Origin of the sequence: Planktotalea frisia (assembly GCF_001890925.1) — a bacterium.
GTDB classification, from domain to species: Bacteria; Pseudomonadota; Alphaproteobacteria; order Rhodobacterales; family Rhodobacteraceae; genus Planktotalea; species Planktotalea frisia.
Map to the genome: position 1 here is coordinate 1 of NZ_MLCB01000171.1, position 24,485 is coordinate 24,485.

The following is a 24,485-nucleotide window of genomic DNA, read 5'->3' on the forward strand; positions in this document are numbered from 1 at the left end:
TCCAAGACCTTGAAATCGCTCACAGTAACCGGGGCATCCACACAAATCTTATGTTGAATATCCCAGCGACAATATACATGCATCGGAACTTTCAAAACTACATTCGCTACTCTTGTTCAGCTGCGATCAGATCAGCGTAGGAACGCTCACCTCGTGTGATTTGCCGTTTCAAGACAGTCTTCGCGGCTTTGACTTTGCCCTCTCGCAAAAGCGAAGTGATAGCTTGATGTTCATTGAATGACTTTGCCGTACGCTCCGGGCGTTTTGACAGATGCGTGCGCATTGTTCGAACGATGTCGCTGACTTTCCGATACCCGTCCCGAAGGTAGCTGTTGCCGCAATGTTTGAAAAATACGTCGTGAAAATCCGCATCCAATTTGAGATACTGTTCAAATTCATCGGACTCTCGGGCAGTTGCCATTTTAGCGACAAGGATTTCAAGCTCGTCGAGCAGAGCGGCAGCGTTTTCATCAAGAGCCTGATCCATCGCGGCCGTTTCGAGGATCAGCCGAAACCGGCAAAGCTGCACAACATCTTGCTGTGAAAGGGTAAACACAAAGGCGCCACGCTGGGGAATAATCTGGACCAGGCCTTGAAGCTTAAGCGCAGCAAGAGCCTCGCGAATCGGGGTTTTGCTGATACCCGTGGCTGCCGACAACTTCGTTTCTTGTAGTGACTCGCCCAGCCCAAAGGTGCCTTTGACAATGCCTTCCCGGATGTGAGTTTCAGCAATTTTACTCAATGAATCTGGGCGTTTGATCTGCACTGCTTCTACCATACTTACTTGATCCTTTTTGCCATCTTAACATGAAAGAAAGTGCTGTCTTGATTTTCATAATGTATCTGATATGTCAGTTAATGAAGACAAACACTAACATCAATCCTTGGGAGGATACCTTGTTTAATAAATCTACATTTGCGCTGAGTGCGGTTCTGGCAACTGGACTTGCATTCACAGCATCAGCTGAAACTGTCATCAAAGTTGGCCACGGTGCCGCCGAAGCGTTCCACATGCATCGTGCGCTTGTAAAATTCGAGGAGCTCGTTGAGGCTGGTTCAAACGGTGAGATCGATGTTCAGATTTTCCCGTCCTCCCAGATGGGTCCAGACCGCGAGATGATTGAGGGCGTCCAAACGGGCGTTCTTGAAATGGCCATTCCGCCCTCTTCATTTTTTTCGGGTTGGGATCCTGCATTTGCTGTAATCGAGCTGCCTTATATGTACGCATCCAAAGACATCGCATATGAAGTGCTGGATGGTGAAGCAGGCGCCGGGATGCTCGCTCGGGTCGAAAATCAAGGCCTTGTTGGTCTCGGTTGGCTAGAACTTGGTGTGCGCAACGTCACCAACAATGTCCGCCCGGTCGCCACGCCAGAAGACCTTGAAGGCGTGAAGCTGCGCACGATGAAGGTGCCTGCGCATGTCGCAACTTTTGAAACGCTTGGGGCCAATCCAACGCCAATGAATTTTGGCGAGGTTTACTCTGCCCTTCAGCAAGGGGTTATTGACGGGCAAGAGAACCCGTTGGCAATCATTACCTCACAGCGTTTCTACGAAGTGCAAAAATACCTTTCGACGACAGCTCATGTTTTTGCGGTCTACATGCCCGTCGTTTCCAAACCGTTCTTTGAGGGATTATCTGCGGAGCACCAGCAGTTGGTGCGCGACTCGATGACTGCCGCGCGCAGCTATCAAGCAGAATTGGTTGCAGCAGAAGATACCGCACAGCTTGAAGAAATTCGCGCCGCCGGCGTAGAGGTTCTGGAATTGACCGCTGAACAGCGTCAGGTCTTTGCCGACAAGACAGAAAGCGTGCGTTTGCAATATCGCGAAGAGGTTGGTGCGGAAGCCTATGACGCATGGGTTGCGGCAGTTGCAGCAGCGAGCGGCAGCTGATCCTACGTAGGTTTGGCTAAACAGGGCACCCGCGCCAGTCACGGCACGGGTGCCCCGTTCTTAGCAGAGAAAGAGTAAGATATGTCGGTTATCAAGTGGCTTGATCTGAATGCTGAAAAGACGTTGGCCAGCATTCTTTTGGCTGCAATTGTTTTGCTGATCTTTGGCAACGTGTTCATGCGCTACGTTATGAACGCCTCCCTTTCATGGGGGGAGGAACTGACACTTTGGCTGTTCGTCTGGTTTGTTTGGCTTGGCGTAAGCTATGCTTTCCACACTGGCGATCATGTGCGCATCACAGCCCTGCGCGATGTGCTGAACGAACGGGCGCGGTTTTTTGTGGACGCAGTGATCGCGCTTCTCGTGCTCGGGTTCCTTTTGGTTCTGACATTTGAGTGCATCAAGCTGATCATGATGCCGTTTGTTGTAAACCAAACCTCCGTCGTTCTTGGGCTACCAATCCCGATCCTTTACGCCTCTGCTCCAGTCGGTGCCGGTCTCTCCGCAATCCGAGTTGTTCAACATCTGCTCAGAACTCTGCGCCTTATCGCAGAAACCAAAGCATGAGGGGGCCAAAATGCTCGCAACAATTCTCTTTCTAACGCTCCTAGGACTCTTACTTTTCAGCGTGCCGATTGGCATTTGTCTGGGCCTTGCGACGATGATCGTGATGGTCTTTGTTGATGGCACGCCACCAATGGTGCTTCTTGCCCGCTCGGTTGTGACTGGGGCGGATTCCTTTCCTTTGATTGCGGTGCCGCTATTCATTCTGGCAGGTGATCTGATGCAACACGGCGGCATGTCGCGCAGGTTGGTGGGATTCGCCAATGCGCTGATCGGTCATATCCGCGGTGGGTTGGCCTATGTGAACGTACTGGCCTGCGTGTTCTTTGCCGCGATCTCTGGATCTTCCCCAGCGACTGTCGCAGCCATCGGATCGAACATGATCCCCGAAATGGAAAAGGTCGGATACACCCGCAAATTTAGCGGCGCGTTGACGGCTTCATCTGGAATGATCGGCGTGATGATACCGCCCAGCATCCCGTTTATCATCTATGGGGTCACGGCAGAGGTATCGATTGGCAAGCTGTTCCTTGCAGGTGTGGTGCCCGGCATCTTGTTCGCACTGATGTTCATGCTGGTCGCACGCATCATGCTGCGCAACGACACCGTTGTTCAACAGTCCACAACGACATTCTCCGGACTGGGTGTCTGGGATAGTTTCCGGTCATCCATTTGGGCACTTCTAGTGCCGGGCATCATTCTTGGCGGCATCTACAGCGGCATATTCACACCAACAGAGGCCGGGGCGGTCGCGGTGGTCTATGCTGCAATCATTGGCATCTTTGTCTACGGTGATATCACCGTCAAGGACCTGCCTGAGATTTTAGCAGGCAGCGCCAAGACCAGCGGCACAATCCTAGTGCTGGTCATCATGGCGACTGCCTTTGGCAGATTGATTACCCTTGCCCGCATTCCCTCTGAATTGGCCACAACAATCACCAGCCTATCGGACAACCCAATCATCATTCTATTGCTGATCAACCTCCTGCTCCTTGTGATCGGGATGTTTATGGAGACGATCTCATCGATCATCATTATGACACCTATCTTGTTGCCTGTGGCGACTGCACTGGGTGTTGATCCAATTGTCTTTGGTGTCATCCTGACAGTGAATTTGGCTATCGGATTTTGCACCCCGCCGCTTGGTGTGAACCTTTTCGTGGCCAGCAGCATTTCAAAGGTTTCAATCGAAAGCCTGAGCCGAGCGATCTTACCATTCTTCGTCGGAATGCTCGTCCTGCTGATGCTGGTCACCTATGTGCCCGCAATTTCACTAACTTTGCCGTCCTTGTGGTGAACAACCCCAGGACACACCTCACCCACCAACTGCTTTTGGGGAACTGAATGGATCTGGACCTGTCCCACCCTTCGATAGAAGATCTGCGGCATACAGCACGCAAGCGCATTCCTAAATTCGCTTTCGAATATCTCGATAGTGCAACTGGACGAGAGTTGGGGCTGAAGGTTAACCGTGACGCGCTTGACGCCATCGGGTTCATGCCCAGCGTGTTGTGTGGCCGCACGAAAGCGAACCTTCAGACCACACTGATGGGTCAAACATACGATCTGCCTTTTGGAATTGCGCCTGTTGGCATGTCCGGTCTCATGTGGGCTGGTGCGGAACGTATGCTGGCGCAGGCGGCCGTTGCGCATAACATCCCGTTTTCACTGTCCAGTGTCGCGGTCGCATCACCCGAAGATGTGGCACCCTACATCGGCAACAACGGATGGTTTCAGCACTATCCAGTGAACTCCGCTGATTTGCGCCGCAAGATGCTACCACGGATCAAAGCGGCGGGATTTCACACGCTGATCATCACGGTGGATGTACCCGAAGAAAGCAGGCGCGAGCGTCAGCGGCGCGCCAACCTCACAGTTCCGCCAAAAACCGATCTGCGTACATTGGCTGCGATGGCATTGCGCCCCGCTTGGTGTCTGGCACAATTGCGGGAAGGCACTGTCCCACGCATGCGGTTTTTTGATGATTATGTACCTACTAAGGGCCGAGAGAGCTTTACCCATGCAGGCGCATTGATCCGAGGTATCCCAGACTGGCAATACCTGCGTGATCTACGTCAGGAGTGGGATGGCAAACTGATTGTTAAAGGTGTGTTGCGGCCGACAGATGCCAAACGAATGGCGTCTGAAGGTGTGGATTGCATTTGGGTTTCTAACCACTCAGGACGCCAATTCGAGGCAGGACCCGCCGTTATCGAACAGTTACCAAAAATCCGTGAAGCCGTCGGGCCTGATGTCCCTCTCATCTACGATTCCGGCGTTGCCTGGGGGCTGGACGTGATGCGCGCGCTAGCCAAGGGCGCGGATTACGTGATGGTTGGGCGCGCGTTTCAATATGCTGTCGCCGCATTTGGCGCACGCGGGATCGATCATCTTGTGCATATCCTGAAATCTGACATCACGGCCAACATGAGCCAGCTTGGCGTCGAAGATATCAATCAATTGTCAGATTACCTCCTGAAGAGCGATTGATGAGCCGCGCGATAGGACAGGGCCATTGGCGCGGCATGGCCGTCACCAAACTGGCCAGCACCTAGCCGTAAGCTTAAGCCGCTCCAGGTACTGGCCGTTATTTGTCACCGGATGAATTGGTCGACATAATCCCCGCCAAGCCCAACCTCTTCGAAATGCGCGCGGCACAGATCAATCTTGGTGAAGACGTCTTCATAGCCTTCAATCTTACCCCATGGATCGACGTAACACATCACGCCGTTCACTTGAAAATAGGTGATCATCTCTTCGACATCATCTGGCACGACCAGCGTATGGGTCTCGCCGGGCGGCTCATAAACATAGCCCCCCTCTTCCGCGACCCAGTCATGTTCCAGATAATGCCAACGCCCTTTCAGAACAAAGCCATGGACAGGCTGTGGATGGCGGTGCCGGGACAACACCCCTGACTTGCGTACCTTCAAAAGGTTCATCCAATACCCTTGCGAGCGGTTTAGACAAAGAGGACGGAACCAGACGTTTTCGGCCTGCTTTACCCACATCCGTTCATCTTCTGTTGCGGCATTGGGGATCACGATTTCTTCCTGCGCATCCTTGGGAAACGGCAGTTGATAAGGCATTCTGGATTGGTCTTCGCTCATTTCATTGTCCTCACATTGCTAGATAGCCGCCATCGACGGGATAGACTGAACCGGTCACGAAACTGGCCTCTTCGCTCAACAGCCAGCGCACCAATGCGCCGACTTCAGATGTTTTGCCCCAACGCTTCATCGGGGTGCGCGCCATGATGCCCTCGGCCCGTTCAGGATTGTCACGCAGCCCTTGGGTCATTTCGGTTTCAATCCAGCCGGGAGCGATGGCATTCACACGAATGCCATCATCCGCCCATTCGCCGGCCAGTGACTTGGTCAACTGCGAAACGCCCCCCTTTGAGGCGGAATAGGCTGGCACAAGCGGACCCCCAAACGTGCTGAGCATGGACGCCGTGTTGACAATGCTGCCCTTACTAGTGGCCAATAAAGTCTGGGCGGCAAGACAACAACGCATGGTTCCCACTAAGTTCACGTCAATGACCCGCTGAAACACGTCAATATCATATTCGTCACCCCGCCGCAGGATGCCAGCACAATTCACCAACCCGTCCAATCGATCTAATGGACCGAAAACCGCATCAACAGAAGCCTGATCTGTGACATCCATCAGCCGAAGCTCGATTCCTTCTTGTGGGGGGAAAGCATTCAGTTCGGCCTGCGAGGCGGAGACCGCGATGACTTTACATCCAACCCCTGCAAGGCAATGCGCGACACCTGCCCCGATCCCGCCAGTTCCGCCTGTGACAATTACTTTCTTCATGCAAATTCCTTTATCGCTTTGATAAACGCCTGCGCGCGCTTTGCGATTTCTTCAACGCTGTAGCTTGGCTTAAAAAGAGCTGAGCCTAACCCAAACCCATTCGTGCCTGCATTCCAATAGGGCTTCATATTGTCTGGAGAAATACCCCCGACCACCGCAACGAAAGTATCAACGGGTAGAACGGCTCGCAATGCCGCAACTGCTGAAGGGGGAACCATTTCCGCCGGGAATATCTTCAACACGGCGGACCCAATTTCAAGGGCCGCAAAAGCCTCGGTCGGAGTAATCACGCCAGGGCACCAGTATAGACCGCGATCAATGGCCGCCCGTCCAACATCTGGGTTCATGTTGGGGGACACGATGATCTGCCCACCAGCGTCAGCAACCGCGTGAACATCCGGAACCGTGAGGACCGTCCCTGCCCCGACGATTGCATTGGCCCCGTGACGTTTCGCGATCTTTGATATGGAGTCAAAGGGCTGCGGAGAGTTCAGCGGCACCTCAATGATTTGAAAACCCGCATCAACCAGCACTTCCGCGACGGGTTCTGCATTTTGCGGCTCCAGACCACGAAGGATGGCTATCAGAGGATTCGCAGCCAAAGCATTCCTAAGATCGATCAAGTCAACAACCCCGCTGCTTGCGCAATGAGAAAATGACCTTTGGCAGCGATGTCATCCGGTGCGCGGTGGCAACTGATCCCAACCGCTTGCAACGCAATCTCATACCGATCAGCGAGGTCATTTCTCCCAACTATTGTGACCCTTTTGGCCGCCTCATTTTTCCTTAGGGCTGCAACAATTTCCGTACCGATCAGCAAACCAGAAAGGAAATCAGCCGTCTCGGTTTCCTTCAGCTTGCCCATCAATGGCAAAGTGCGCACATGAAACAGGTCATGCAGCAGGTTTGCCCGCCGATCTTGGGCTGCGCTAACACCCTTTTGGAAAGCGGGGAGGTCAAAGTCACCCACTTCCATCAGCGTGCCAAGGATTGTGTGATCTTTGAGAGAGGCAAAAACCTCGCCCGTCATGTAAGTCGCGAAATCCTGTATCTTGCCACCAGCAACATGCACCCACTTACTGTGTGTACCGGGCATCACAAAAACACCGTCAGACAGTCCAAGCGCGGCTGACCCAATAATCTGAGTCTCTTCCCCGCGCATGACGTCAGGACCACTGATGTGTTCTGTGGTGGCACCTGTCACGAAATGGATCAACGCACCGCTTTGCGATTGATGACGCACCAGCGACCGAGCTAGATGTTCAGGACCTGTCGGCATTGTGACATAGGGCGTTTCGACCCAGCCATTGCGGCTGGTAATCATGCCGGACACAACGATGGGCAGACCGGCGTTGGATGGAAACGATCCGACAAGCCGGTCAAAGACTGCATCAAAGTTGCGGTCAGGGATCTGCATGATCCCCTCCCCTGTAGAGACACTGTCTAACACCTCGCCCTGCGTGCCAATCAAAAAAGCGCGCAAAGACGAGGTGCCCCAATCGATGCCAATAAGAGCTGGTTCAGATACGGCCGAATTCATTCAGCAGATCCTCAACTGTCTTGCCTTGGGCAACCCATGCTCTTGTTGCAACTTCACGGTCTGCCTGCTCTTGAGCAAGTCTTACAACCTCTTCAGCGCTCTCAAGCGGAACCACAACAACGCCCATTAGATCGGCTACGATGAAATCACCGGGATTCACGACGACGCCGCCACAAGCGATAGGCACGTTGATCGATAACTCTTCTCTGCGCTCAGAGAACATTGTGTGAGTGCCACGCGGCGTGATGGCACGTGTCCAGATTGGCCAGTTGATCTCTTCCAGCTCGTCGGTGTCTCGGCCAGCGCCGTCAACAATCATGCCGCGAATACCTCGGTTCTGGGCCAACCCGCCCATCAAGCCACCGCAAACGGAAGTGTTCAGATCTCCGCCCGCATCGACGACAATCACGTCGCCCTCTTGACCCATTTCGAGCGCCTTTAACGGATCGACCAAATCCCCCTTTGACAGTTGTACGGTTACGGCCTGCCCAGTCACCTTGGATCGAAACGCGGGTTTGATAGCACTGTCCATGACGCCGGTGCGATATTGAACATCTGCAAAGATTGCAGCGGCTGAAAGGGCTGAAAGCACCTTGTCGAATTTCTTGAGCAGTTCTGGGTTGCGTTCAAAGTCATTGAAGACTCTCAGATCGTTGCAAGCTTCGGGCATTTTTTTCTCCTGTTAAGTTGTCGATACGGCCAATGCCTCGGCATTGACGGTGTAATCTGGTTTCTGACCCGTCAGCACTTTGGCCACCTGTGTGGCGGCCGTGACCCTTGCCGCGCGAATGGATTCCTCGGAATAGTAGGCGGCATGTGGCGTCACCAAGACGTTGGGAAGTGTGAAAATCGGATTGTCATCGGGTGTCCAATTGGCGCGTTTGGCGGGTTCTTCTTCGGGATCATCCAGACCTGCAGCGGCTAGATGCCCCTCGCTCAGCGCGCGGTAGAGCGCCTTGTTATCGACAGTGGGTCCACGCCCTGTGTTCACAAGGATCGCGCCTGGTTTCATCGCTGCAAATTCTGCATCCGACAGGAAATGATGCGTATCCGGCGTCATCGGCGCTTGCATCAGAATATAATCGGAACGCGCCAAAAGATCAGCCTTAGAGACCAGCTCAACACCCAACTCGGCGGCCACTTCGGCGGCCAAATAGGGATCATAGGCAATCACATCGACCCCAAATGCCTGCGCACGCGAAACAATAGCCTGCCCAATCTTCCCTAACGAGACGATGCCCATTGTGCGCCCGCGAAGTCGATACACCGGCTGCCCACTTTGCCACTGCCAGACACCTGCATGGGTTGCCCTGTCATAGTCAGGCAGTTTGCGCGCGAGCGTAAGCCACAAGGCAACCGCGTGATCTGCCACTTCCTCCGTGCAGTAGTTCTGCACGTTGGTGACCAGAATCCCTTGCTCGGTTGCTGTGTCGACATCAACAATGTCCACACCAACGCCGTAGCGCGCAATGACCTCGCATTTCTGCATCCGCAAAATTGTCTCGCGACCAATTCGAGCGTATTGGTTCATCATGGCCGCGCAGTCTGGCGCCACATCAAGCAGATCTTTCTCATGTTTGGCCTGAAGGGCTATGACCTCAGCACCTGCCGCTTCCAAAATTTCCGTCTCAACACTGACGTCGCCAAAGTCGTAATCGGTAATCACGACCTTGGGTCTATCCGTTCGAGGAGTGAACTGGGGGCGCTCAGTCATATGCACCAGCCGAATAGGTTAGTTCGTATGAGTGGCTATAGAGTTCAAAAATGTTGCCAAACGGGTCTTCCATATAGACCATGCGATAAGGCTTTTCGCCGGGGTAGTACTTGCGCACCTGCTTCATGCGCTGCTTGCCACCAAGGCTTTCAATGATCTTGATCCGGCCCTCCAAATCGTCATCCTGCACACAGAAATGAAACAGCCCGCGACGCCAGTATTCAAACGGGCGTTCCTCATCGACGGTTTTCGGGAATTCGAACAATTCGATACCAATCCCGTCCCCCATCGACAGGTGCGCAATGCGGAACTTTCCCCAGCCCTCACCAAAAACGTCATCGCACATCTCACCGATGGCGCTGTCGTCATGCAGGATTTCAGTAGGTTCCATCAGGACATAAAGCCCGAACGCCTTGGAGTAGAATTCAACGGCCTTTTCGAGATCCGGAACCGTTATGCCGATGTGAGAGAATGTAAGTGCGCCCATGAGAGGCTCCTTTGGTTGAGTTTTAAAGAATGTTACGAACGATGCCGCCTTCGATCCGGTGTGCCGCGCCATTGGAGGCAGTGCTGGCCGAGATAGTGACGATCATGCGAGCAACTTCGTCCGGCTGGACAAAGCGTTGGATCAACGAGGTTGGCTCATCCGATTTGAAGTAATTGTCTACGATGGTATCGAGCGGTTCGCCCTTTTGATCGGCAAGTTCATCAAAATAAGCCTCAACCCCTTCGGTCCATGTCGGCCCCGGCAGGATCGAATTAACCCGCACTTTGGTGCCTTTGGTCAGCTCTGCCATACCCCTTGTGAGACCCAGCATTGCAGTCTTGGTGACTGAATAATGCACCATCTGAGGGAGTGGCTTGACTGCAGCCTCGCTGGCCATGTTGATGATCGCCCCTGTCCCGCGCTTTAGCATTGCGGGCAGGAAAATCCGGCTCATTCGAACAGCGGACAAGACGTTGATGTTGAAGTAGTGCATCCAGTCTTCGTCCGTCAGGTCTTCGAACGGTTTGACCGAAAAGATGCCAACGTTGTTGATCAGAATGTCGACCTCGCCCTGTGCTATGGCAAAGTCTGCCAGCGCGGTTGCGCCCGCTTGGTTGGTGAGATCAACAGCGATACCTTTGACGTAACCCAGAGGGGAAAGATCGTCTACGCAGGCCGCAACCTCTGCCTCTGTCAGGCCGTGCACAATCAGACGGGCACCTTCTTGCAGATAGGTTTTCGCGGTTGCTTTGCCGATTCCAGAGCCGGAGCCTGTGACAAGAACAAGCTTGTCTTTTAGTCCTAGGTCCACGTCAGGATCCTTTCTTGGTATCGGAGGAAGAACGGCCAAACAGACGCCCCATCAGGCCGGATATTTCTGCCCGCCACATGTCGATGCCAACGGCCAGCAGGATGATCAGACCCAGTACGATGTTTTGGACTGAGGACGGTGCCGCATTTAGGTTCAAACCGTTCTGCACGATCACAATCGTCATGGCTCCCATCAGCGTCGCCAGAATATTGCCGCGCCCCCCCGCAAGGCTTGCCCCGCCTACTACCGCTGCGGCAATGGCCTGCAACTCAAGCGTTTGCCCATAGTTGGGAGAGCCGGAGTTTAAGCGTGCCGACATCAGAATTGCCCCCACTGCCGTCATGAAACCTGCGATTACAAAGGTTGTGGTCTGCACTTTGCGTACGTTGATACCAGTCAAGACCGCCGCCGCGGGGTTGCCACCAACAGCGTAAATCTCGCGGCCCAGTTTTGTGTAATTCATCGCAAATGCAGCAAGTGCATAAAAGAACACCAGATAGAAAAATGGCAGGGGTATACCCACAACTTTGCCGTAAAAGATCGGTTCAAGCGCAGGATCAAGTGAGAAGATTGGCGAGCCGTTATTGAAGGTCAACGCAAGGCCACGAAACGCAATTAGCCCCGCCAGTGTGGTGATAAAGGACGGTATGCGCCCATAGGCCGTTATCAATCCGATAAACAGGCCAAGCAGCCCGCCCACAACAAGGATCAGCGGCACGGCCAAAGCCAAGGGGAGCCCCATGAATTTGAGCATCTGCGCGAGGATCATGGTCAGCAGCGCGATCATGGATCCGGAGCTGAGATCAATTCCAGCCGCAAAAATCACTATCGTTGAGCCAATCGCAATCAGCGCCACAATGCTGACCTGCAAAGACAGGTTTGACAGGTTGCCGGGATTGAGGAAACGCTCCGTCGTAAGCGCGACAATCACAGCCACGATCAGCATGGCGGCGAATGGTCCGATCAGTTGAGCGTCGAATATCCGCTTCATGCGAAAATCTCCTGAGGTTTGATGTGGGAGGTTTCATCAGAGGCGCGTACGAGGTCCGAATGGGTCAGATCAGCGGCCTTTACCGTGCGTACAATCGCACCATGCTGAACAATCGCGATCCGGTCGCTCATCGCCAACAGCTCATCATGGTCAGAACTTATGAGGATGATGGATTTGCCTGCACGGGTGAGTTTGTTGATCAGTTTATAAACCGCGACTTTGGCCCCGATATCGATGCCCTGGGTCGGTTCATCGAGGATGAGTATTTCTGAATCAGAGAACAACCAGCGGGCAATCACGATCTTTTGCTGATTTCCCCCTGACAGAAAATTGACGGTCTTTTCCTCAGCCTGAGACGAAATTTCCAAGTCATGTATCAGGTCGCGGGTCGCTTGCTCTTCGACCTTCAGGTTCATGATGCCAAAACGGGATAAGCCGCCAAGCGAGGCCGCCGTGATGTTGCCCCCTGCCCTAAAGTTAAAGAACAACCCGTCGTATTTGCGGTTTTCAGGGACCAGCGCCAAACCTGCGCGGATCGCGTCAATCTCACGGCGGAATTTAACCGGATTGCCCTTCAACGTGATCTGGCCAGCGGTAAGTTCATCCGTGCCAAACAAAGCGCGCGCGATTTCTGTGCGTCCGCTGCCCAGAACACCGCCCAATCCCAAAACTTCACCCTGATGCAATGTCAGTGAGGCATCTGACACGCCGGACTTTGTTGCCAGCCCTTTGGCTTCCAGCACGACGTTCTCTGTTGTATTCTGTTCTTTCGGATAGTGTTCGCCGATATCTTCACCCACCATTGCGCTGATGATTTCCGACACATCAATCTTGGTTTCGCCACTGGCGCGCACGACGCTGCCATTGCGCAGGATCGTGACCTCATCAACGATCCGTTCAACTTCATCCAGCCGGTGGGACACATACAAAATGGCGGTGCCCCGACTGCGCATATTGCGCAAAAGCTGGTGCAGGCGATCAATTTCGTCTTCGCCCAAGGCGGCGGTTGGTTCATCAAGGATGATCATGCGCGCATCCATCGCGATGGCCTTGGCAATTTCGACCAGTTGTTGTTCACCAACAGAAAGCGTGCCTGTGATAACGTCGGGGGATACATCCACGTCCATTTCTGCCAACACGCGCGCCGCCTCATTGCGCACCTTGGCCCAGTTGATCACGCCAAAGCGAGACCGTGGCATATTCCCTAAGAAAATATTCTCTCCCACCGATAGTGTCGGCACGATGGAAAACTCTTGAAACACCGTCGCAATGCCAAAATTCCGCGCGACCTGAGGGTCAGCGATCAGGACGGGTTGACCTTTGTGCTTAATCTGGCCGCTGTCGGGTTGCTGCACACCAGAAAGCGTTTTGATCATTGTCGACTTGCCGCAGCCGTTCTCGCCCAGAAGCCCGTGGATTGAGCCGGGCAGCAGCTTGATGTTGACTTTGTCGTTCGCGAGAACCCCAGGATAGGCCTTACTGATGTCGACAAACTCCCAAAGGGGCGTTCCGGTGGTCATCGCCGCTGCCTCGATTTTGCAGGTGAAATTCAATTGATGAGCGCCCCCGGCAACACGGATCTGTGCCGCCGAGGAACAGGGAGAGTGCTCAGTACTCTTTGGATGGCTGCGGGAAGAGCTTTGTAGGCTCTTGCAGAACGCTGATCGCGCCATCTTTGTCTTCGATCGACGTTGGCGTTTCGATCCAACCACCGGGATATGTGCCGTTCAGTGCATCTACAGTTGCGTGCATCGCCGCCTTGCCCATCAGGAAAGGCGAGGTGTTCACCGTAGCAGTGATGTTGCCTGCCGCGATTTCTTCAAGACCCGAGGTATCGCCATCGTTACCAAGCAAGACAATGTCAGAGCGGCCAAGCGCCTTCGCAGCAAAAGACGCGCCAATGATCATGTAGTCATTTGCAGCAAACACCATATCGAGATCTGGGTGAGACTGCAGTATATCCATGCCTGCTGTGTTGCCACCTTCGACATTCCATTTACCGTCGATGGATACGACCACTTCAAAGTTCTCATTACCTTCGATCCCATCCAAGAAACCGCCAACACGCTCAGTTGAGTGATAGCCGGGCTGGCCTTCGATGATGCCAACCTTCAGTGGTTTGTCGCCGTAGTTTTCGATGGCCCAATCAGCGATGTTGTGGGTGCCGCTACGTTGGGAGTACCCAACAACACCATGGATCGGCGTCGGGAAATTGGGGATGTCCGAGTTGATCATCAACACAGCTATACCACTGTCGACAGCCTTCTTTATTAGAGGGGCGGCAGCAAATTCGTCGTGTGTGCCAAAGATGATCGCATCTACGTCCTGTGTCAGGACGTCCTGGATCATACCCATTTGACCGTTAATGTCGGCACCTGATTGTGGAGCCAACATGAAGACTTCGACACCTGCTTCGGCGGCGACTGCTTTGATGCCTTCGCCGATCGCGATATAGTAGTTGAATTCGGTTGCCGGTGGCATGTACGCGATCCGGAACTTTTCATTCTTCGGTGCAATTGCATCGATTGGTGCCTGTGCACCTTCATTCAACGGCACCGGCGTTGGATAATTTTCTGCGTAGGCGACAGTTGCCATGACGGCAAATCCTGCGGCGAGAGTGGTGTTCATCAAGTTACGTAGCATCGTGTTCTCCTCCAAGTATTGAGTTGGTTATCCGTTAAACGGCGTGTCGATCACGCCGCGAATGCCGGGCTTTAGGGCGAAAAGGCCGCCTGAACTCGGTTCTTTTGTTAGAGCTTTCTCGTCACTCATCAGGCGCGAGGTTGTGATAAAGAGTGTGTCGAGGTCAGGGCCTCCAAATGCGCAACACGTGGGCTTCCAGACAGGCACATCGATCACTCGGTCGATGGTCCCGTTTGGTGCCACGCGCACAACGCGATGGCCTTCCCATTCGGCGTTCCACACGCCGCCTTCGGCATCTACGCAAGACCCGTCAGGCAGGCCCGGTTCGTCAGCGAAAGACGCGTGCAGCCGCCGGTTAGACACTGATCCACTGTCGATGTCATAATCGTAGGCCACGATCTCGCGGTCCGGGGTATCGGCAAAGAACATCGTAGTGCCGTCCGGCGAAAAGCATGTCGAATTGGCGCAGGACACCTGATCAATGATGGTGCGCACGTCCAGATCCGTATCAATGCAAATCACAGACGAATCAGGTTTGCCGGACACTTCGTTCATGCCGCCGACAACCAGCCTGCCCTGGCGATCCGTGCGGCCATCGTTTAGCCGCGTCTCAGCGCTGTCAGGCTCAAACCATGTAACTAGAGTTTCGCCCATGGTGACGGGATCAAACAAAACAACCCGATCAGCGTAAGCAACAATCAGGCCCCCAGATGCGCGTGGAGCAAAGCAGCAAACGCGCTCTGCCATGGGAAAAGAGGCGTTTTTCGAGGTCACAGGGTCAAAGGACCAAAGCGCACAACCCTGAATGTCGGTCCACCAGACAAGCCCATCAGAAGGGTTCCAAAAAATCCCCTCTCCATGCTCGTTCTTGCAGTCTACAATCAGTTCCGCACGCATACCTCGTCGTCCCCCGTTCAGGCAATACTGGTATCTGATATTCCAGCTTGCCTAACCTGGTGTATCAGATATCTTTAAAGGCGCAACACATTTTTTGGAGACTCCCGCAATGGCGCTGGAAAGACCTAAATCGCTTAGAGAGCTTGCGCTGGAGCATCTAAGGAACAGCATTATCGACGGCTCCCTCAAGATGGGCCAAGTGCTGTCAGAGCGGAAAATATCCGAGGAACTTGGCGTTTCAAAATCGCCCGTCCGGGAGGCGCTTGCTCAATTGCGCGATGAGGGCCTTGTCAGCATTGAGCCTCAAAAGGGCGCGCGGGTGTTTTCTCTGTCAGAAACAGAGGTCACCCAGATTTGCGATTTCAGGCAGGCGATTGAAATTGCCGCCTTTGAGCTGGCATTGTCACGCGACCCCAGTCGGTTGGCCGGTGATATGGAGCGGGTCGTAAAGGAAATGGGGCGTGAACGGGCAAAGGGAAATGAAAAGGAGTATCTTGCGCTGGATACATCTTTCCACCACCTGATTTTTGAACATGCCGGAAATGATTACCTTACCGCCAGTTACACCCGGTACATTGGCAAGATCGCTGCTTTGCGGACACATTTGGCGAAGCTTCCCCAGCACACCAATCTTTCCTTTGATGAGCATCAGAAAATTGCAATCGCGGTCCGCCATGGAGACATGACAGAAATCAAGTCACTTCTGACCGAACACATTGATCGCACGCGACAAGCTTATAAGAGCGCGTCAATTGTTCTAGAGGGCGCGGCCCCCTCCTAATCCAATTTTAGGCAGAGAGTTCGACAGGGCGGTTCCAGCTGGGGCCGTCCTTTTTCGTGTCTGTAACGCGCAAGTCGAATAATAATTGACATCTAAGATATCAGATGCCAATTAAAAAGCGGGAGGACGTTTAATGGTTGCAGCATCGATTCTAGATACACCGGTTGTGCAGCCCTTGATCCAATTGGACGGGGTGGGAAAAAGTTTCGGGCCAAACGTCGTTCTGGACGGCGTTGATTTCGACCTTCGCCCCGGCGAAGTTCACGCCCTTTGCGGTGAAAATGGTGCCGGAAAGTCGACCTGTCTGGGTCTTCTCTATGGCCTCCATCAGCCCTCAAAGGGCAAAGTCCTATGCGATGGCACTGACAAGCGGATCGAAAACCCATCTCATGCTCAATCGCTCGGGATCGGCTGCGTCTTTCAGGAGCTGAGTCTTGCGGGTGCCCTTTCCGTCGCAGAAAACATTTATGCAGGACGGGCTCCAACGCGGCTGGGCGTGGTAAACTGGCCAGAGTTGCGCCGCCGGGCCGAAGCACTATTGGCCGAGTTTGGTCTAGACATTGATGTGTCAATGCCCGTCGATAGCCTGCCGATCAGTTCCCGTCAGATTGTCGAAATCGCCAAGGCACTTTCCCTAAATGCGCGTGTGCTGTTGCTGGACGAACCAACATCAGCGCTGGCCCCGGACGAAGTCGATGCGCTGTTCGACGTGTTGCGCGGGTTGGCGGCAAAGGGCATTGGGATTGTGTATGTCAGCCACCACATGGCCGAGATATTTCGCATCTCGGATCGCGTGACTGTTCTAAGAGATGGCCAACAGATCAGCACCCTTCCCGTCTCGGAAACGTCGCAAGAGCGAGTTATCGCCGAGATGATTGGCGGCGCGCATCCCGGTGATATCAACCGATCTGGGGACGTCAAAGGCGCCGAGGTGCTAAACGTCAAAGGACTGACCCGAGCGAGCGAGTTCGAAGACATTTCGTTTTCCATCAAGTCCGGTGAAATCGTTGGTATGGCCGGGCTAATGGGGGCGCGGCGCAGTGAGATCGTCCGCTCTATCGTTGGTTTGATGCAGGGGGTCACAGGGGAAGTGGCGCTACATGGAAAACCCGCGAAATTCACCTCGCTGCGACAAGCGATGCGCGCTGGTGTTGGATTTGTACCCGAAGAACGCAAGACCGAAGGGCTGTTCCTGGAACAATCCCTCAGCGACAACCTGATCGCGGCCAGCCTTCCCGAACATACGACATTGGGCATCATGAGCAAAGGTTCGATCAGGCGGGCAAGTACCGCAGCCATTGCCGCTTTCAGTGTGAAAGCTGGCGAGATCACAGAGGAGGTCGGCTCCCTATCGGGCGGCAACCAGCAAAAGATCATGCTGGCCAAATGGCTCAAACGCGCACCTGATCTGCTGATCGTCGAAGAACCCACCAAAGGCGTTGATGTGGGTGCAAAATTCCAGATCCATACTGAGCTCTTGCGCCGCGCAGCCGAAGGCATGGCTATTCTTGTAGTGTCATCTGATTTTCCTGAGCTTGTATCATTGTCCACACGCATTCTGGTTGTCCATGAAGGCCGTTTGATGGGCGACATCGCAGCACATGAGGCAAGCGAAGCTGCGCTCCTTCAAATGGCGGCGGGGAACCCAAATCCTCCGCTCATCTCCCCTTCCCCACATTCAGGAGCTGCATTGTGACGATGCCCGCCCAAGCCACGACATCCCAAAAGCGGCCATTCCTGCGCCGTGTCCTGCAAGCCTTTGTCGACATTCGCGAATTAACGCTGATCGTTCTGATTGCCGTCATCATCATCGTAATGGCCAACATCAATCCCTACTTCTTTAGCTTTTCCAACTTCCGCGCCGTGGCTGTAGGTATGGCACCGACAGCAATCATCGTCATTGGCATGGCAATCTTGCTGGCCTCTGGCGGGTTTGATCTGTCCGTTGGATCCGTCATGGCACTGTCCTCAACTGTTGTGGCAATGCTACTGCTGAGCGGCATGCCAATCCCGTTGGCCATATTCTGCGGGCTGATCCTGGGCGCTGTTATCGGTGTTGTGAATGGCGTGCTGGTAACCAGCCTAGGTATCAACCCGTTGATTGCAACGTTAGGGACAATGTCGATTGCACGCGGCATCGCTCTGGTCTTGACAGAAGGTTTCTCTGTATCCAGCTTACCCGCCTCCTTTGCATGGATCGGCAAGGCGGATGTCGGCGGGTTCCCGGTCATGGTCCTCATGGTCATTCTGCTGGTCATCGCCTTTGATCTCGCCGTGCGCCACACTCGATTTTTTCGTCAGGTTTACTTCATAGGCGCGAACGAAAAGGCCGCTGTGCTATCCGGCATTCATGTCACCCGCGTGCGCATCATTCTGTACGCACTTACTGGCGTCCTTGCCGCCTTGGCGGGTGTGTTCCTTGCTTCGCGCCTGATGAGCGGCACACCCACGGCTGGCAACGGAATTGAGCTGCAAGTCTTGGCCGCAGCCGTCATTGGCGGCGCGTCTTTGCGCGGAGGCGAAGGCACGATCCTTGGTGCCTTCCTCGGCGTCGTCTTTGTTGCGTTGATCAATAACACTATGACCATGCAGGCCGTTTCAATCTACTGGCAGATGATCGTCATCGGCGGCGTCCTGGTCTCAGCCGTCGCACTGGACATGCTGATCCGAAGCAAGCGGGGCTAACCCCAATACCTCACAAGAACCAACAACCAACGATCTAAAAAAGGGAGATCAACATGACTGAAATGAAAGTAAACCGGCGCAAGCTGTTGACGGCAAGCACTACTGCAGGTCTGGCCGCTGCATTTGGCATGCCATTGCTGTCAAAGGAAGCAATGGCACAAGCTGCTGGCAAGGAATATGTGTTCCTATCCATCGTCACACAAGTACCTTTCTGGGTAGATTATCGCAACGCGATGAAAGACCTCGAAGAACTGATGGGCATCAAAGCGACCTTCACCGGACCGTTGGATTTCGACACCGCAGCACAAGCTCGTCAGTTGGATGAACTCATCGCACGACGCCCTGCCGGCATCATGATCTTCCCCGGTGATCCAGCTACTTTGGCGCCTGGCGTCGAACGAGCTGTTGCGGCGGGCATCCCCGTCACATGCTGCATCGGTGACATCCCAAATAGCCCCCGCTCAACGTTTCTTGGCATTAACGGTGTTCAGGCCGGACGTGTGGGCGGCGAAATGCTCGCCCAAGCAATTGGCGGCAAAGGAAAGGTTATCCTTGGCACTTTCCCAGCGCCCTCCACCTTGGAGCGCGTCGAGGGCTATAAACAGATCTTTGCAGAAAAGTACCCAGACATCGAAGTTGTCGATGTGGTCAATGACAAGGCAGATCCGTCATACGCGCCAACCGCTTATCTACAGGCCATTCAGGCGAACCCTGATATTGTTGGCATCGGTGGCACAGATGGCGATAGCGGCAAGGGCGCTGCGATTGCTGTGAATGAAGCGGGTCGCAAGGACATCAAGATCGTCGCGATGGATCGCAATGATGACATGCTGCCCTATATCGAAGACGGCACGATCTACGGTGCTGTTGCGCAAAAATCTTATCTCGAGATTTTCCTCGCCTTCCATATGATGCATTGGCAGAACACTGACGCACTGAAAGTCTTGCCTGATTGGAAAGCAGCCGGAATCAACCCACTGCCGGAGCGCGTAGAAACTGGGGTCATGCCCATCACAGCTGAGAACGTCGCACAGTTCAAACACGCATAAGTATTTGCCCCGGCGCATGTGTTCTGCGCCGGGGCATCGCAGGGAGATGGGCAAAATGTCTGATCAATGGGCTACTTTGCAGCTGCAACAGGATGATCTGGAACTTGTGGTCTTGCCCGGCATCGGAGGCCGCCTCTGGGATGTTAAATTCCGCAACCAGTCTCTGCTTTTTCAAAACCCGGATTTGCTTGGTCTGTCTTTTGATCAAGCTAACCTAGGGAGTTTGCCAACACGTTCGCCTCAATTCGGCTTTTCCCTTTGGGGCGGCGAAAAGACTTGGATTGCACCTGATACCTTGTGGATCAATGGTGCGCCGTTTCCAACACTGGACTGTGGCCCTTATAGTGTCACCGCAAAAGGCATTGATCATGTTGAAATGACAAGTGGGATATGCGCCGTTTCACAACTGTCCGTGCGACGCCGCATCACTCTGAACTCCGGTGGTGAATGGAGCATCGTACATTCTGTGACGAACCATGACCAATCTTCACGTCAGACAGGCATTTGGTCAGTCATGATGGTTGATACACCAGCAAAAATTGGTGTGGCGATGGATACTCCCAAAATCCATTCAGTCTTTGGCGTTGCTGGTTCGATGGTTGCACAGCACGACAATTGCATTGTCGCAGATTGTGCAACACAACAAGAATTCAAAGTCGGCCTGCCGAACCCCGATGGGGAGACATTGATAAAGTATGGCGCGGACGGTCCATGGCTGAGATGCACTGTCCCAAAACCCTCCGAGTTTGATAGGTATGCACATCAATACCCCGTCGAGATCTTCAATTCAGGCGACTATCCCTATTGCGAGGCCGAATGGCATTCACCCCTGACAACATTAGGCACTGGTGAAACACATGAGTTTCAGCAGACCTTCGGCATTTGGCCTAAGGGCGACCCAATGACCGACACTGCTAACAAGGAACTCCGCAAATGCATGTCCTGATCACAGGTGCCGGTGGGCATTTGGGCCGCAAGCTGTTTGATGCGCTTGACCAGGAAGTGGGCTATTCAGTTTCAGGCATCGATATCCGCCCCGTCGATCACCCCCACATTCACATGGCGGACCTTTCTGGTGATCTCAATTGGATTGCCCTCCTAAAGGACGTGGATGTCATTGTGCACCTTGCCGGCGATCGTGAACCTGCTGCAACGTGGTCCTCAGCGATCAAACACAACATGGACGCGACGCTCACCCTCTACCACCATGCGGCGGCCCATGGTGTGAAACGGGTTGTTTTTGCCAGCTCAAACTGGATCCATGGCGACAAACGGTTCACAGATGATCCGCTGAACAGTGCCACACCCCCGGGTCCGTTGAATGCTTACGGTATGTCAAAGCTCTTTGGCGAACGAACTGGGGCGTATTTTGCTGAATATCATGGGCTTTCGGTCATCTGTCTGCGCATCGGCTGGACACAATGGACACACGACAATCAGCCTGGTCCTCACATGGCGATGGGCCGTTGGGGACAGGAAATGTGGTTGAGCGATCGGGATTTCTTGAATGGAATGCGCGCGGCGATCGACGTCAAAGACGTCCAGTTTGCAGCATTGAATTTGATGTCGGATAACCCCGGCATGCGGTGGGACATCGCTGAAACCAAACGAGTGATCGGATATGATCCACAAGATGGAAGCCAGGCAAGGGTTCCGCCTATGATCGTGCTAAGGTCATGGATCAAAGGGGCTCTTTCCTTCAAGCTGGCGAGATTTTTCGAAAATCGATTCCCGCACTGGTGAAGGCAGATTCTAGCAGTCTGCAACTATATAGGCCTCACGACGGGAACGGTGATCTTACACACGTAAAGAGGGCCCGCCCCTCCAACTCAGAAGTACTCAAAGACAATTTAACATATGCGCCATTATCAGCATTTCTCATCTGGCCGGATGCGCGCGACCTTGAACTATGACTGATATTCAATAACGATTTTGTTCAAAGTCTCTGCCGAACCGTTTTCTGCGCTTCCCTCTTAAACGAATAAAGCCCAGCAAAAACAATGAGACCAATGCCAAGTAATGCGACCATGCCTACGCGCTCGCCAAACACGATCGTTCCAATCAGGATCGCAAACAGGATGCGGCTATATCTGAATGGGGCCACAACGGATACTTCACCTATTCGCATACCGCGAACGATAAAATAGTAACCAATGGCTCCAAAGAGCACGCCGCCAAGTGTAAGCGCCAAATGAGTGAGTGAGACTGGGACCATCACTTCCCCAGCAGCAAAGTGCCAAACCAGCCCTGCGGGGATCAAAACTGCAAAGCCCTGAAACGATATGAGCGTCGAAGATAGGCTTTCTTCTATTCTACGTGTTGCCAAATCCCTCCCCGCTACGAACAGCACTGACAACACAGCCCAAAATGCATTTGGATCGAAGTCCAAAGAGCCCGGGCCAATTATTAGAATGACCCCTAGCAGTGCAAGGAGCACTGCAAGCCATCTGCGCCATCCCACTTGTTCTCGAAGAATAAGAGCCGCGCCGATTACGATCACAAGCGGCACAGCTTGATAAACAGCTGCAACAAGGGTCAGATCGATATTCGACAGAGCGAGGTAGAATGTGAGCGCAGCGCCGGCCTCGCAAAACGCTCGCAAAAGAGGCAACTTCCCCCACGCGCCTGCTTCATCAAATCGGGCGCCTGTGATCCACATTACGGCAGCAAATACCGATGCCGTTCCAAGCCCAAACATGCAAAGCAATTGGCCCACTGGCAGATCCGTTAAAAGTAGCTTTAGGAACATGTCTTCGAACGTAAAAGCAGCCATAGATAGAACAACGAATGAGATGCCCTTCTTGTTGCTCATGATTTGCACCCGCTGAACACCTATTTCTCCCTGATAAGGCGCGACCTAGAACCCCTCCGGGACCAGCAAATGCTGGCTACAGTAATGAGCAGCGAGGCAAACAATAATACTGTAAACCCAAAAAATTGGCCAATTGAGCCGAAGGTCAAACACAGGAGGCCCAGTATGCAGATTTGCCTAACCAAGGGGTCGTGATCGATTGGCTCGCGTTCGCTGCTGGTCACTGCGCTAAGCTTTCCGGATGGCAGGTTTCGCGTGTAACAGGCCCGCAAACCGGAGCGAACTTTGATCGTACATACGCCGAACAGGGCTAGATGCAGTAGCAGCAGTATGGAACTTGTAAGCGAGGATACGGAAGACTGCTCAAGAAGAGCCCAGCTCTTGGCGTCGGGATTCAGTATTGCAATGAAGTCATTGGCCAGCCAGCTTAAACTCGTTTCTCCGTCGGACTTCAAATAAAGTGCGTTCAACTGAATGGCTGTAGCGACAAAGATCCCAATGACTGTAGAAAGGTATATGCATCTCTGCAGCTTCTCACCTGTGCTTTCAAAAAAACCATCTTCAAAGCCTGGATCAGGTGATGTTGCTCTTCTGTGGAAGTCCTCGCTGACAGCAAAGAGAAGGATCAACCCTACGAAATAAAACCAATAGACCAGACCCGAATAGGAGAATGCTAGCAGGGAGACGAAAAGAGCTTCAGACACCGTAATAACGTCAGGCCGAACATGCGCGACGAGTAGCCAATCAATCAGCTCTGGCGCATCTGTCTGCGTCAGACCAACTAGATACACGCCACCCCATTGGACAACAAAAACCAAGGCGAACGCAACGCTTGCAGCTACCCAGAATGGAAAGCGCAAGCTGTCCATGAGGTCATTCCAAGTGCTTTTTTCTCCTTCAGACTGAACTGCTGTCTGACTTTCCCGTTTCCAAAAAGACACGAGGTTCGCAATGAGTAAAAACGATGTGGGATAAAGTAAAAGGCATTCAATTGACCAACTGAGCGACCAAAAGAAACCGACCTGTTTGTCCAAACTTGGCCCTGCCGGATAGGTTATGTCGTGATTTTTAGCGATAAACGCTGCCAAGCAAAGCATGAAGAAGCCGGCCCAGACAAGTATTGAGATACTGAAACCATCGGAACTCGTGAAGATCCTCTCAGACAGCCTTGCAAAGCTGTTTTGTCCATTCTGAGATGCTTGAGTTCTCTCGGTCGAAGTTTGGGGGTCTGTGGCATTTTCAACTGACGTGGTTGAACGGGTGCTTTTGCGACGGGCTCTTCGCTTCGATGCCAGTAGCTTGTTTGCGGCTCTGAGCTCCGTTCTCCACATTGCGATCGCGTCCGGGTCGCCCCTGCCAAACACGCGAGCAAGGCAGATGATATTCTCTGAACTGATCCCCTTGTCATTGTCTTGAAACCAGTTTTGTACGGTCCGCACGTCAACACCACGACCTTTCGGGTCAGCCTCTGCAAGCGCCTCTGCTAGTAAACTGGGTGTCCATTCAGAGCTTGTATCAGCTGCTTCCACCAAAGAGAGTCCGGCACGGGCGGAAACCGCCTCCTGAAACAGCTCCTTGAAATCAAGGCCGCGGCTCAGCGGCCTCGTCACGAGATTCTCGTCGATGTGCACCATCTGCGGTCCTTCGCTTGATATTTCGCGAAACTGTTACTGCTGTTTCAGGCGAACAAAAAAATTGTTCCGTTTTTTATCATATACACAGAGTCCTCGAGCACCCGACTTTTGACGGGTTGACGTCTGACCGTAGAACGATTCAGCTAACCGCATGATCCG

General features: G+C 53.4%; 25 protein-coding genes. 10 read left to right on the forward strand and 15 right to left on the reverse strand.

Going from position 1 to position 24,485, the window contains the following annotated elements:
* Positions 1–106 precede the first annotated feature (106 nt).
* A complete protein-coding gene (locus tag PFRI_RS15360) occupies positions 107–766 on the reverse strand; it encodes a GntR family transcriptional regulator (protein ID WP_245812415.1) in 660 nt (219 codons plus the stop codon).
* Between the two features lie 131 nt (positions 767–897).
* Here PFRI_RS15360 and PFRI_RS15365 point away from each other — a divergent pair, with 131 nt between their 5' ends.
* From PFRI_RS15365 to PFRI_RS15380, 4 genes are all read left to right on the forward strand, one after another.
* A complete protein-coding gene (locus PFRI_RS15365) occupies positions 898–1,896 on the forward strand; it encodes a TRAP transporter substrate-binding protein (protein ID WP_072631606.1) in 999 nt (332 codons plus the stop codon).
* Between the two features lie 81 nt (positions 1,897–1,977).
* A complete protein-coding gene (locus PFRI_RS15370; RefSeq protein ID WP_072631585.1) occupies positions 1,978–2,463 on the forward strand; it encodes a TRAP transporter small permease in 486 nt (161 codons plus the stop codon).
* Positions 2,464–2,473: 10 nt separating this feature from the next.
* Positions 2,474–3,757, forward strand: a complete 1,284-nt coding sequence (locus tag PFRI_RS15375) for a TRAP transporter large permease (protein ID WP_072631586.1) — start codon at positions 2,474–2,476, stop codon at positions 3,755–3,757.
* A gap of 47 nt (positions 3,758–3,804) precedes the next feature.
* Positions 3,805–4,950: an alpha-hydroxy acid oxidase gene (locus PFRI_RS15380; RefSeq protein ID WP_072631587.1), complete on the forward strand. Its 1,146-nt coding sequence runs from the start codon at positions 3,805–3,807 to the stop codon at positions 4,948–4,950.
* A 104-nt stretch (positions 4,951–5,054) separates the two neighbouring features.
* Here the strand turns inward: PFRI_RS15380 and PFRI_RS15385 are convergent, their stop codons facing one another.
* The 12 genes from PFRI_RS15385 to PFRI_RS15440 form a co-directional block, all read right to left on the reverse strand.
* On the reverse strand, positions 5,055–5,570 hold the full coding sequence (locus PFRI_RS15385; protein ID WP_072631588.1) for a 2,4'-dihydroxyacetophenone dioxygenase family protein: 516 nt from the start codon (positions 5,568–5,570) through the stop codon (positions 5,055–5,057).
* A 10-nt stretch (positions 5,571–5,580) separates the two neighbouring features.
* Positions 5,581–6,282, reverse strand: a complete 702-nt coding sequence (locus tag PFRI_RS15390) for an SDR family NAD(P)-dependent oxidoreductase (protein WP_072631589.1) — start codon at positions 6,280–6,282, stop codon at positions 5,581–5,583.
* A complete protein-coding gene (locus tag PFRI_RS15395; protein WP_072631590.1) occupies positions 6,279–6,905 on the reverse strand; it encodes a 2-dehydro-3-deoxy-6-phosphogalactonate aldolase in 627 nt (208 codons plus the stop codon). The genes PFRI_RS15390 and PFRI_RS15395 overlap by 4 nt, the downstream gene beginning before the upstream one ends.
* Complete coding sequence (locus tag PFRI_RS15400) at positions 6,902–7,822, reverse strand: 2-dehydro-3-deoxygalactonokinase (RefSeq protein WP_072631591.1); 921 nt, start codon at positions 7,820–7,822, stop codon at positions 6,902–6,904. The genes PFRI_RS15395 and PFRI_RS15400 overlap by 4 nt, the downstream gene beginning before the upstream one ends.
* On the reverse strand, positions 7,803–8,492 hold the full coding sequence (locus PFRI_RS15405) for an RraA family protein (protein ID WP_072631592.1): 690 nt from the start codon (positions 8,490–8,492) through the stop codon (positions 7,803–7,805). The genes PFRI_RS15400 and PFRI_RS15405 overlap by 20 nt, the downstream gene beginning before the upstream one ends.
* A gap of 12 nt (positions 8,493–8,504) precedes the next feature.
* Positions 8,505–9,536, reverse strand: coding sequence for a C-terminal binding protein (locus PFRI_RS15410; RefSeq protein ID WP_072631593.1), 1,032 nt, complete (start codon positions 9,534–9,536; stop codon positions 8,505–8,507).
* On the reverse strand, positions 9,529–10,023 hold the full coding sequence (locus tag PFRI_RS15415) for a lactoylglutathione lyase family protein (RefSeq protein WP_072631594.1): 495 nt from the start codon (positions 10,021–10,023) through the stop codon (positions 9,529–9,531). The genes PFRI_RS15410 and PFRI_RS15415 overlap by 8 nt, the downstream gene beginning before the upstream one ends.
* A 22-nt stretch (positions 10,024–10,045) precedes the next feature.
* A complete protein-coding gene (locus PFRI_RS15420; protein ID WP_072631595.1) occupies positions 10,046–10,834 on the reverse strand; it encodes an SDR family NAD(P)-dependent oxidoreductase in 789 nt (262 codons plus the stop codon).
* Position 10,835: 1 nt separating this feature from the next.
* The gene (locus tag PFRI_RS15425; RefSeq protein WP_072631596.1) at positions 10,836–11,825 is read right to left on the reverse strand and encodes an ABC transporter permease; all 990 of its coding nucleotides are present in this window, start codon (positions 11,823–11,825) and stop codon (positions 10,836–10,838) included.
* The gene (locus PFRI_RS15430; protein WP_072631607.1) at positions 11,822–13,345 is read right to left on the reverse strand and encodes a sugar ABC transporter ATP-binding protein; all 1,524 of its coding nucleotides are present in this window, start codon (positions 13,343–13,345) and stop codon (positions 11,822–11,824) included. The genes PFRI_RS15425 and PFRI_RS15430 overlap by 4 nt, the downstream gene beginning before the upstream one ends.
* Positions 13,346–13,433: 88 nt before the next feature.
* Complete coding sequence (locus tag PFRI_RS15435; RefSeq protein WP_072631597.1) at positions 13,434–14,468, reverse strand: sugar ABC transporter substrate-binding protein; 1,035 nt, start codon at positions 14,466–14,468, stop codon at positions 13,434–13,436.
* A gap of 27 nt (positions 14,469–14,495) precedes the next feature.
* Positions 14,496–15,365: an SMP-30/gluconolactonase/LRE family protein gene (locus tag PFRI_RS15440; RefSeq protein ID WP_072631598.1), complete on the reverse strand. Its 870-nt coding sequence runs from the start codon at positions 15,363–15,365 to the stop codon at positions 14,496–14,498.
* A gap of 109 nt (positions 15,366–15,474) precedes the next feature.
* On the opposite strand from PFRI_RS15440, the gene PFRI_RS15445 reads away from it, so the two are divergent.
* From PFRI_RS15445 to PFRI_RS15470, 6 genes are all read left to right on the forward strand, one after another.
* The gene (locus PFRI_RS15445; RefSeq protein WP_072631599.1) at positions 15,475–16,146 is read left to right on the forward strand and encodes a GntR family transcriptional regulator; all 672 of its coding nucleotides are present in this window, start codon (positions 15,475–15,477) and stop codon (positions 16,144–16,146) included.
* A 133-nt stretch (positions 16,147–16,279) separates the two neighbouring features.
* Complete coding sequence (locus PFRI_RS15450; RefSeq protein WP_072631600.1) at positions 16,280–17,842, forward strand: sugar ABC transporter ATP-binding protein; 1,563 nt, start codon at positions 16,280–16,282, stop codon at positions 17,840–17,842.
* 2 nt (positions 17,843–17,844) lie between these two features.
* Positions 17,845–18,831: an ABC transporter permease gene (locus PFRI_RS15455; RefSeq protein ID WP_072631608.1), complete on the forward strand. Its 987-nt coding sequence runs from the start codon at positions 17,845–17,847 to the stop codon at positions 18,829–18,831.
* A gap of 53 nt (positions 18,832–18,884) precedes the next feature.
* Positions 18,885–19,880 (forward strand): substrate-binding domain-containing protein, encoded by a 996-nt coding sequence (locus PFRI_RS15460; RefSeq protein ID WP_072631601.1) that lies wholly within the window; start codon positions 18,885–18,887, stop codon positions 19,878–19,880.
* A gap of 55 nt (positions 19,881–19,935) precedes the next feature.
* Positions 19,936–20,826: a hypothetical protein gene (locus PFRI_RS15465; RefSeq protein ID WP_139292128.1), complete on the forward strand. Its 891-nt coding sequence runs from the start codon at positions 19,936–19,938 to the stop codon at positions 20,824–20,826.
* Positions 20,814–21,623, forward strand: coding sequence for an NAD-dependent epimerase/dehydratase family protein (locus PFRI_RS15470; RefSeq protein ID WP_072631603.1), 810 nt, complete (start codon positions 20,814–20,816; stop codon positions 21,621–21,623). Before PFRI_RS15465 ends, PFRI_RS15470 begins: the two co-directional genes overlap by 13 nt.
* Positions 21,624–21,816: 193 nt before the next feature.
* Here the strand turns inward: PFRI_RS15470 and PFRI_RS15475 are convergent, their stop codons facing one another.
* Both PFRI_RS15475 and PFRI_RS15480 read right to left on the reverse strand, forming a co-directional pair.
* The gene (locus PFRI_RS15475; RefSeq protein ID WP_072631604.1) at positions 21,817–22,692 is read right to left on the reverse strand and encodes a DMT family transporter; all 876 of its coding nucleotides are present in this window, start codon (positions 22,690–22,692) and stop codon (positions 21,817–21,819) included.
* A 20-nt stretch (positions 22,693–22,712) separates the two neighbouring features.
* A complete protein-coding gene (locus PFRI_RS15480; RefSeq protein WP_072631605.1) occupies positions 22,713–24,326 on the reverse strand; it encodes a hypothetical protein in 1,614 nt (537 codons plus the stop codon).
* Between the last annotated feature and the right edge of the window lie 159 nt (positions 24,327–24,485).

Excerpts from the sequence above, each read along its gene's own strand:
- PFRI_RS15375 (WP_072631586.1), top strand. The coding sequence starts at position 2,474 with ATGCTCGCAACAATTCTCTTTCTAACGCTCCTAGGACTCTTACTTTTC.
- PFRI_RS15465 (WP_139292128.1), top strand. The coding sequence starts at position 19,936 with ATGTCTGATCAATGGGCTACTTTGCAGCTGCAACAGGATGATCTGGAA.
- PFRI_RS15440 (WP_072631598.1), bottom strand. The coding sequence starts at position 15,365 with ATGCGTGCGGAACTGATTGTAGACTGCAAGAACGAGCATGGAGAGGGG.
- PFRI_RS15430 (WP_072631607.1), bottom strand. The coding sequence starts at position 13,345 with ATGACCACCGGAACGCCCCTTTGGGAGTTTGTCGACATCAGTAAGGCC.
- PFRI_RS15480 (WP_072631605.1), bottom strand. The coding sequence starts at position 24,326 with ATGGTGCACATCGACGAGAATCTCGTGACGAGGCCGCTGAGCCGCGGC.
- PFRI_RS15435 (WP_072631597.1), bottom strand. The coding sequence starts at position 14,468 with ATGCTACGTAACTTGATGAACACCACTCTCGCCGCAGGATTTGCCGTC.
- PFRI_RS15475 (WP_072631604.1), bottom strand. The coding sequence starts at position 22,692 with ATGAGCAACAAGAAGGGCATCTCATTCGTTGTTCTATCTATGGCTGCT.
- PFRI_RS15370 (WP_072631585.1), top strand. The coding sequence starts at position 1,978 with ATGTCGGTTATCAAGTGGCTTGATCTGAATGCTGAAAAGACGTTGGCC.
- PFRI_RS15410 (WP_072631593.1), bottom strand. The coding sequence starts at position 9,536 with ATGACTGAGCGCCCCCAGTTCACTCCTCGAACGGATAGACCCAAGGTC.
- PFRI_RS15455 (WP_072631608.1), top strand. The coding sequence starts at position 17,845 with ATGCCCGCCCAAGCCACGACATCCCAAAAGCGGCCATTCCTGCGCCGT.
- PFRI_RS15400 (WP_072631591.1), bottom strand. The coding sequence starts at position 7,822 with ATGAATTCGGCCGTATCTGAACCAGCTCTTATTGGCATCGATTGGGGC.
- PFRI_RS15460 (WP_072631601.1), top strand. The coding sequence starts at position 18,885 with ATGACTGAAATGAAAGTAAACCGGCGCAAGCTGTTGACGGCAAGCACT.
- PFRI_RS15425 (WP_072631596.1), bottom strand. The coding sequence starts at position 11,825 with ATGAAGCGGATATTCGACGCTCAACTGATCGGACCATTCGCCGCCATG.
- PFRI_RS15385 (WP_072631588.1), bottom strand. The coding sequence starts at position 5,570 with ATGAGCGAAGACCAATCCAGAATGCCTTATCAACTGCCGTTTCCCAAG.
- PFRI_RS15415 (WP_072631594.1), bottom strand. The coding sequence starts at position 10,023 with ATGGGCGCACTTACATTCTCTCACATCGGCATAACGGTTCCGGATCTC.
- PFRI_RS15380 (WP_072631587.1), top strand. The coding sequence starts at position 3,805 with ATGGATCTGGACCTGTCCCACCCTTCGATAGAAGATCTGCGGCATACA.
- PFRI_RS15470 (WP_072631603.1), top strand. The coding sequence starts at position 20,814 with ATGCATGTCCTGATCACAGGTGCCGGTGGGCATTTGGGCCGCAAGCTG.
- PFRI_RS15390 (WP_072631589.1), bottom strand. The coding sequence starts at position 6,282 with ATGAAGAAAGTAATTGTCACAGGCGGAACTGGCGGGATCGGGGCAGGT.
- PFRI_RS15450 (WP_072631600.1), top strand. The coding sequence starts at position 16,280 with ATGGTTGCAGCATCGATTCTAGATACACCGGTTGTGCAGCCCTTGATC.
- PFRI_RS15445 (WP_072631599.1), top strand. The coding sequence starts at position 15,475 with ATGGCGCTGGAAAGACCTAAATCGCTTAGAGAGCTTGCGCTGGAGCAT.
- PFRI_RS15405 (WP_072631592.1), bottom strand. The coding sequence starts at position 8,492 with ATGCCCGAAGCTTGCAACGATCTGAGAGTCTTCAATGACTTTGAACGC.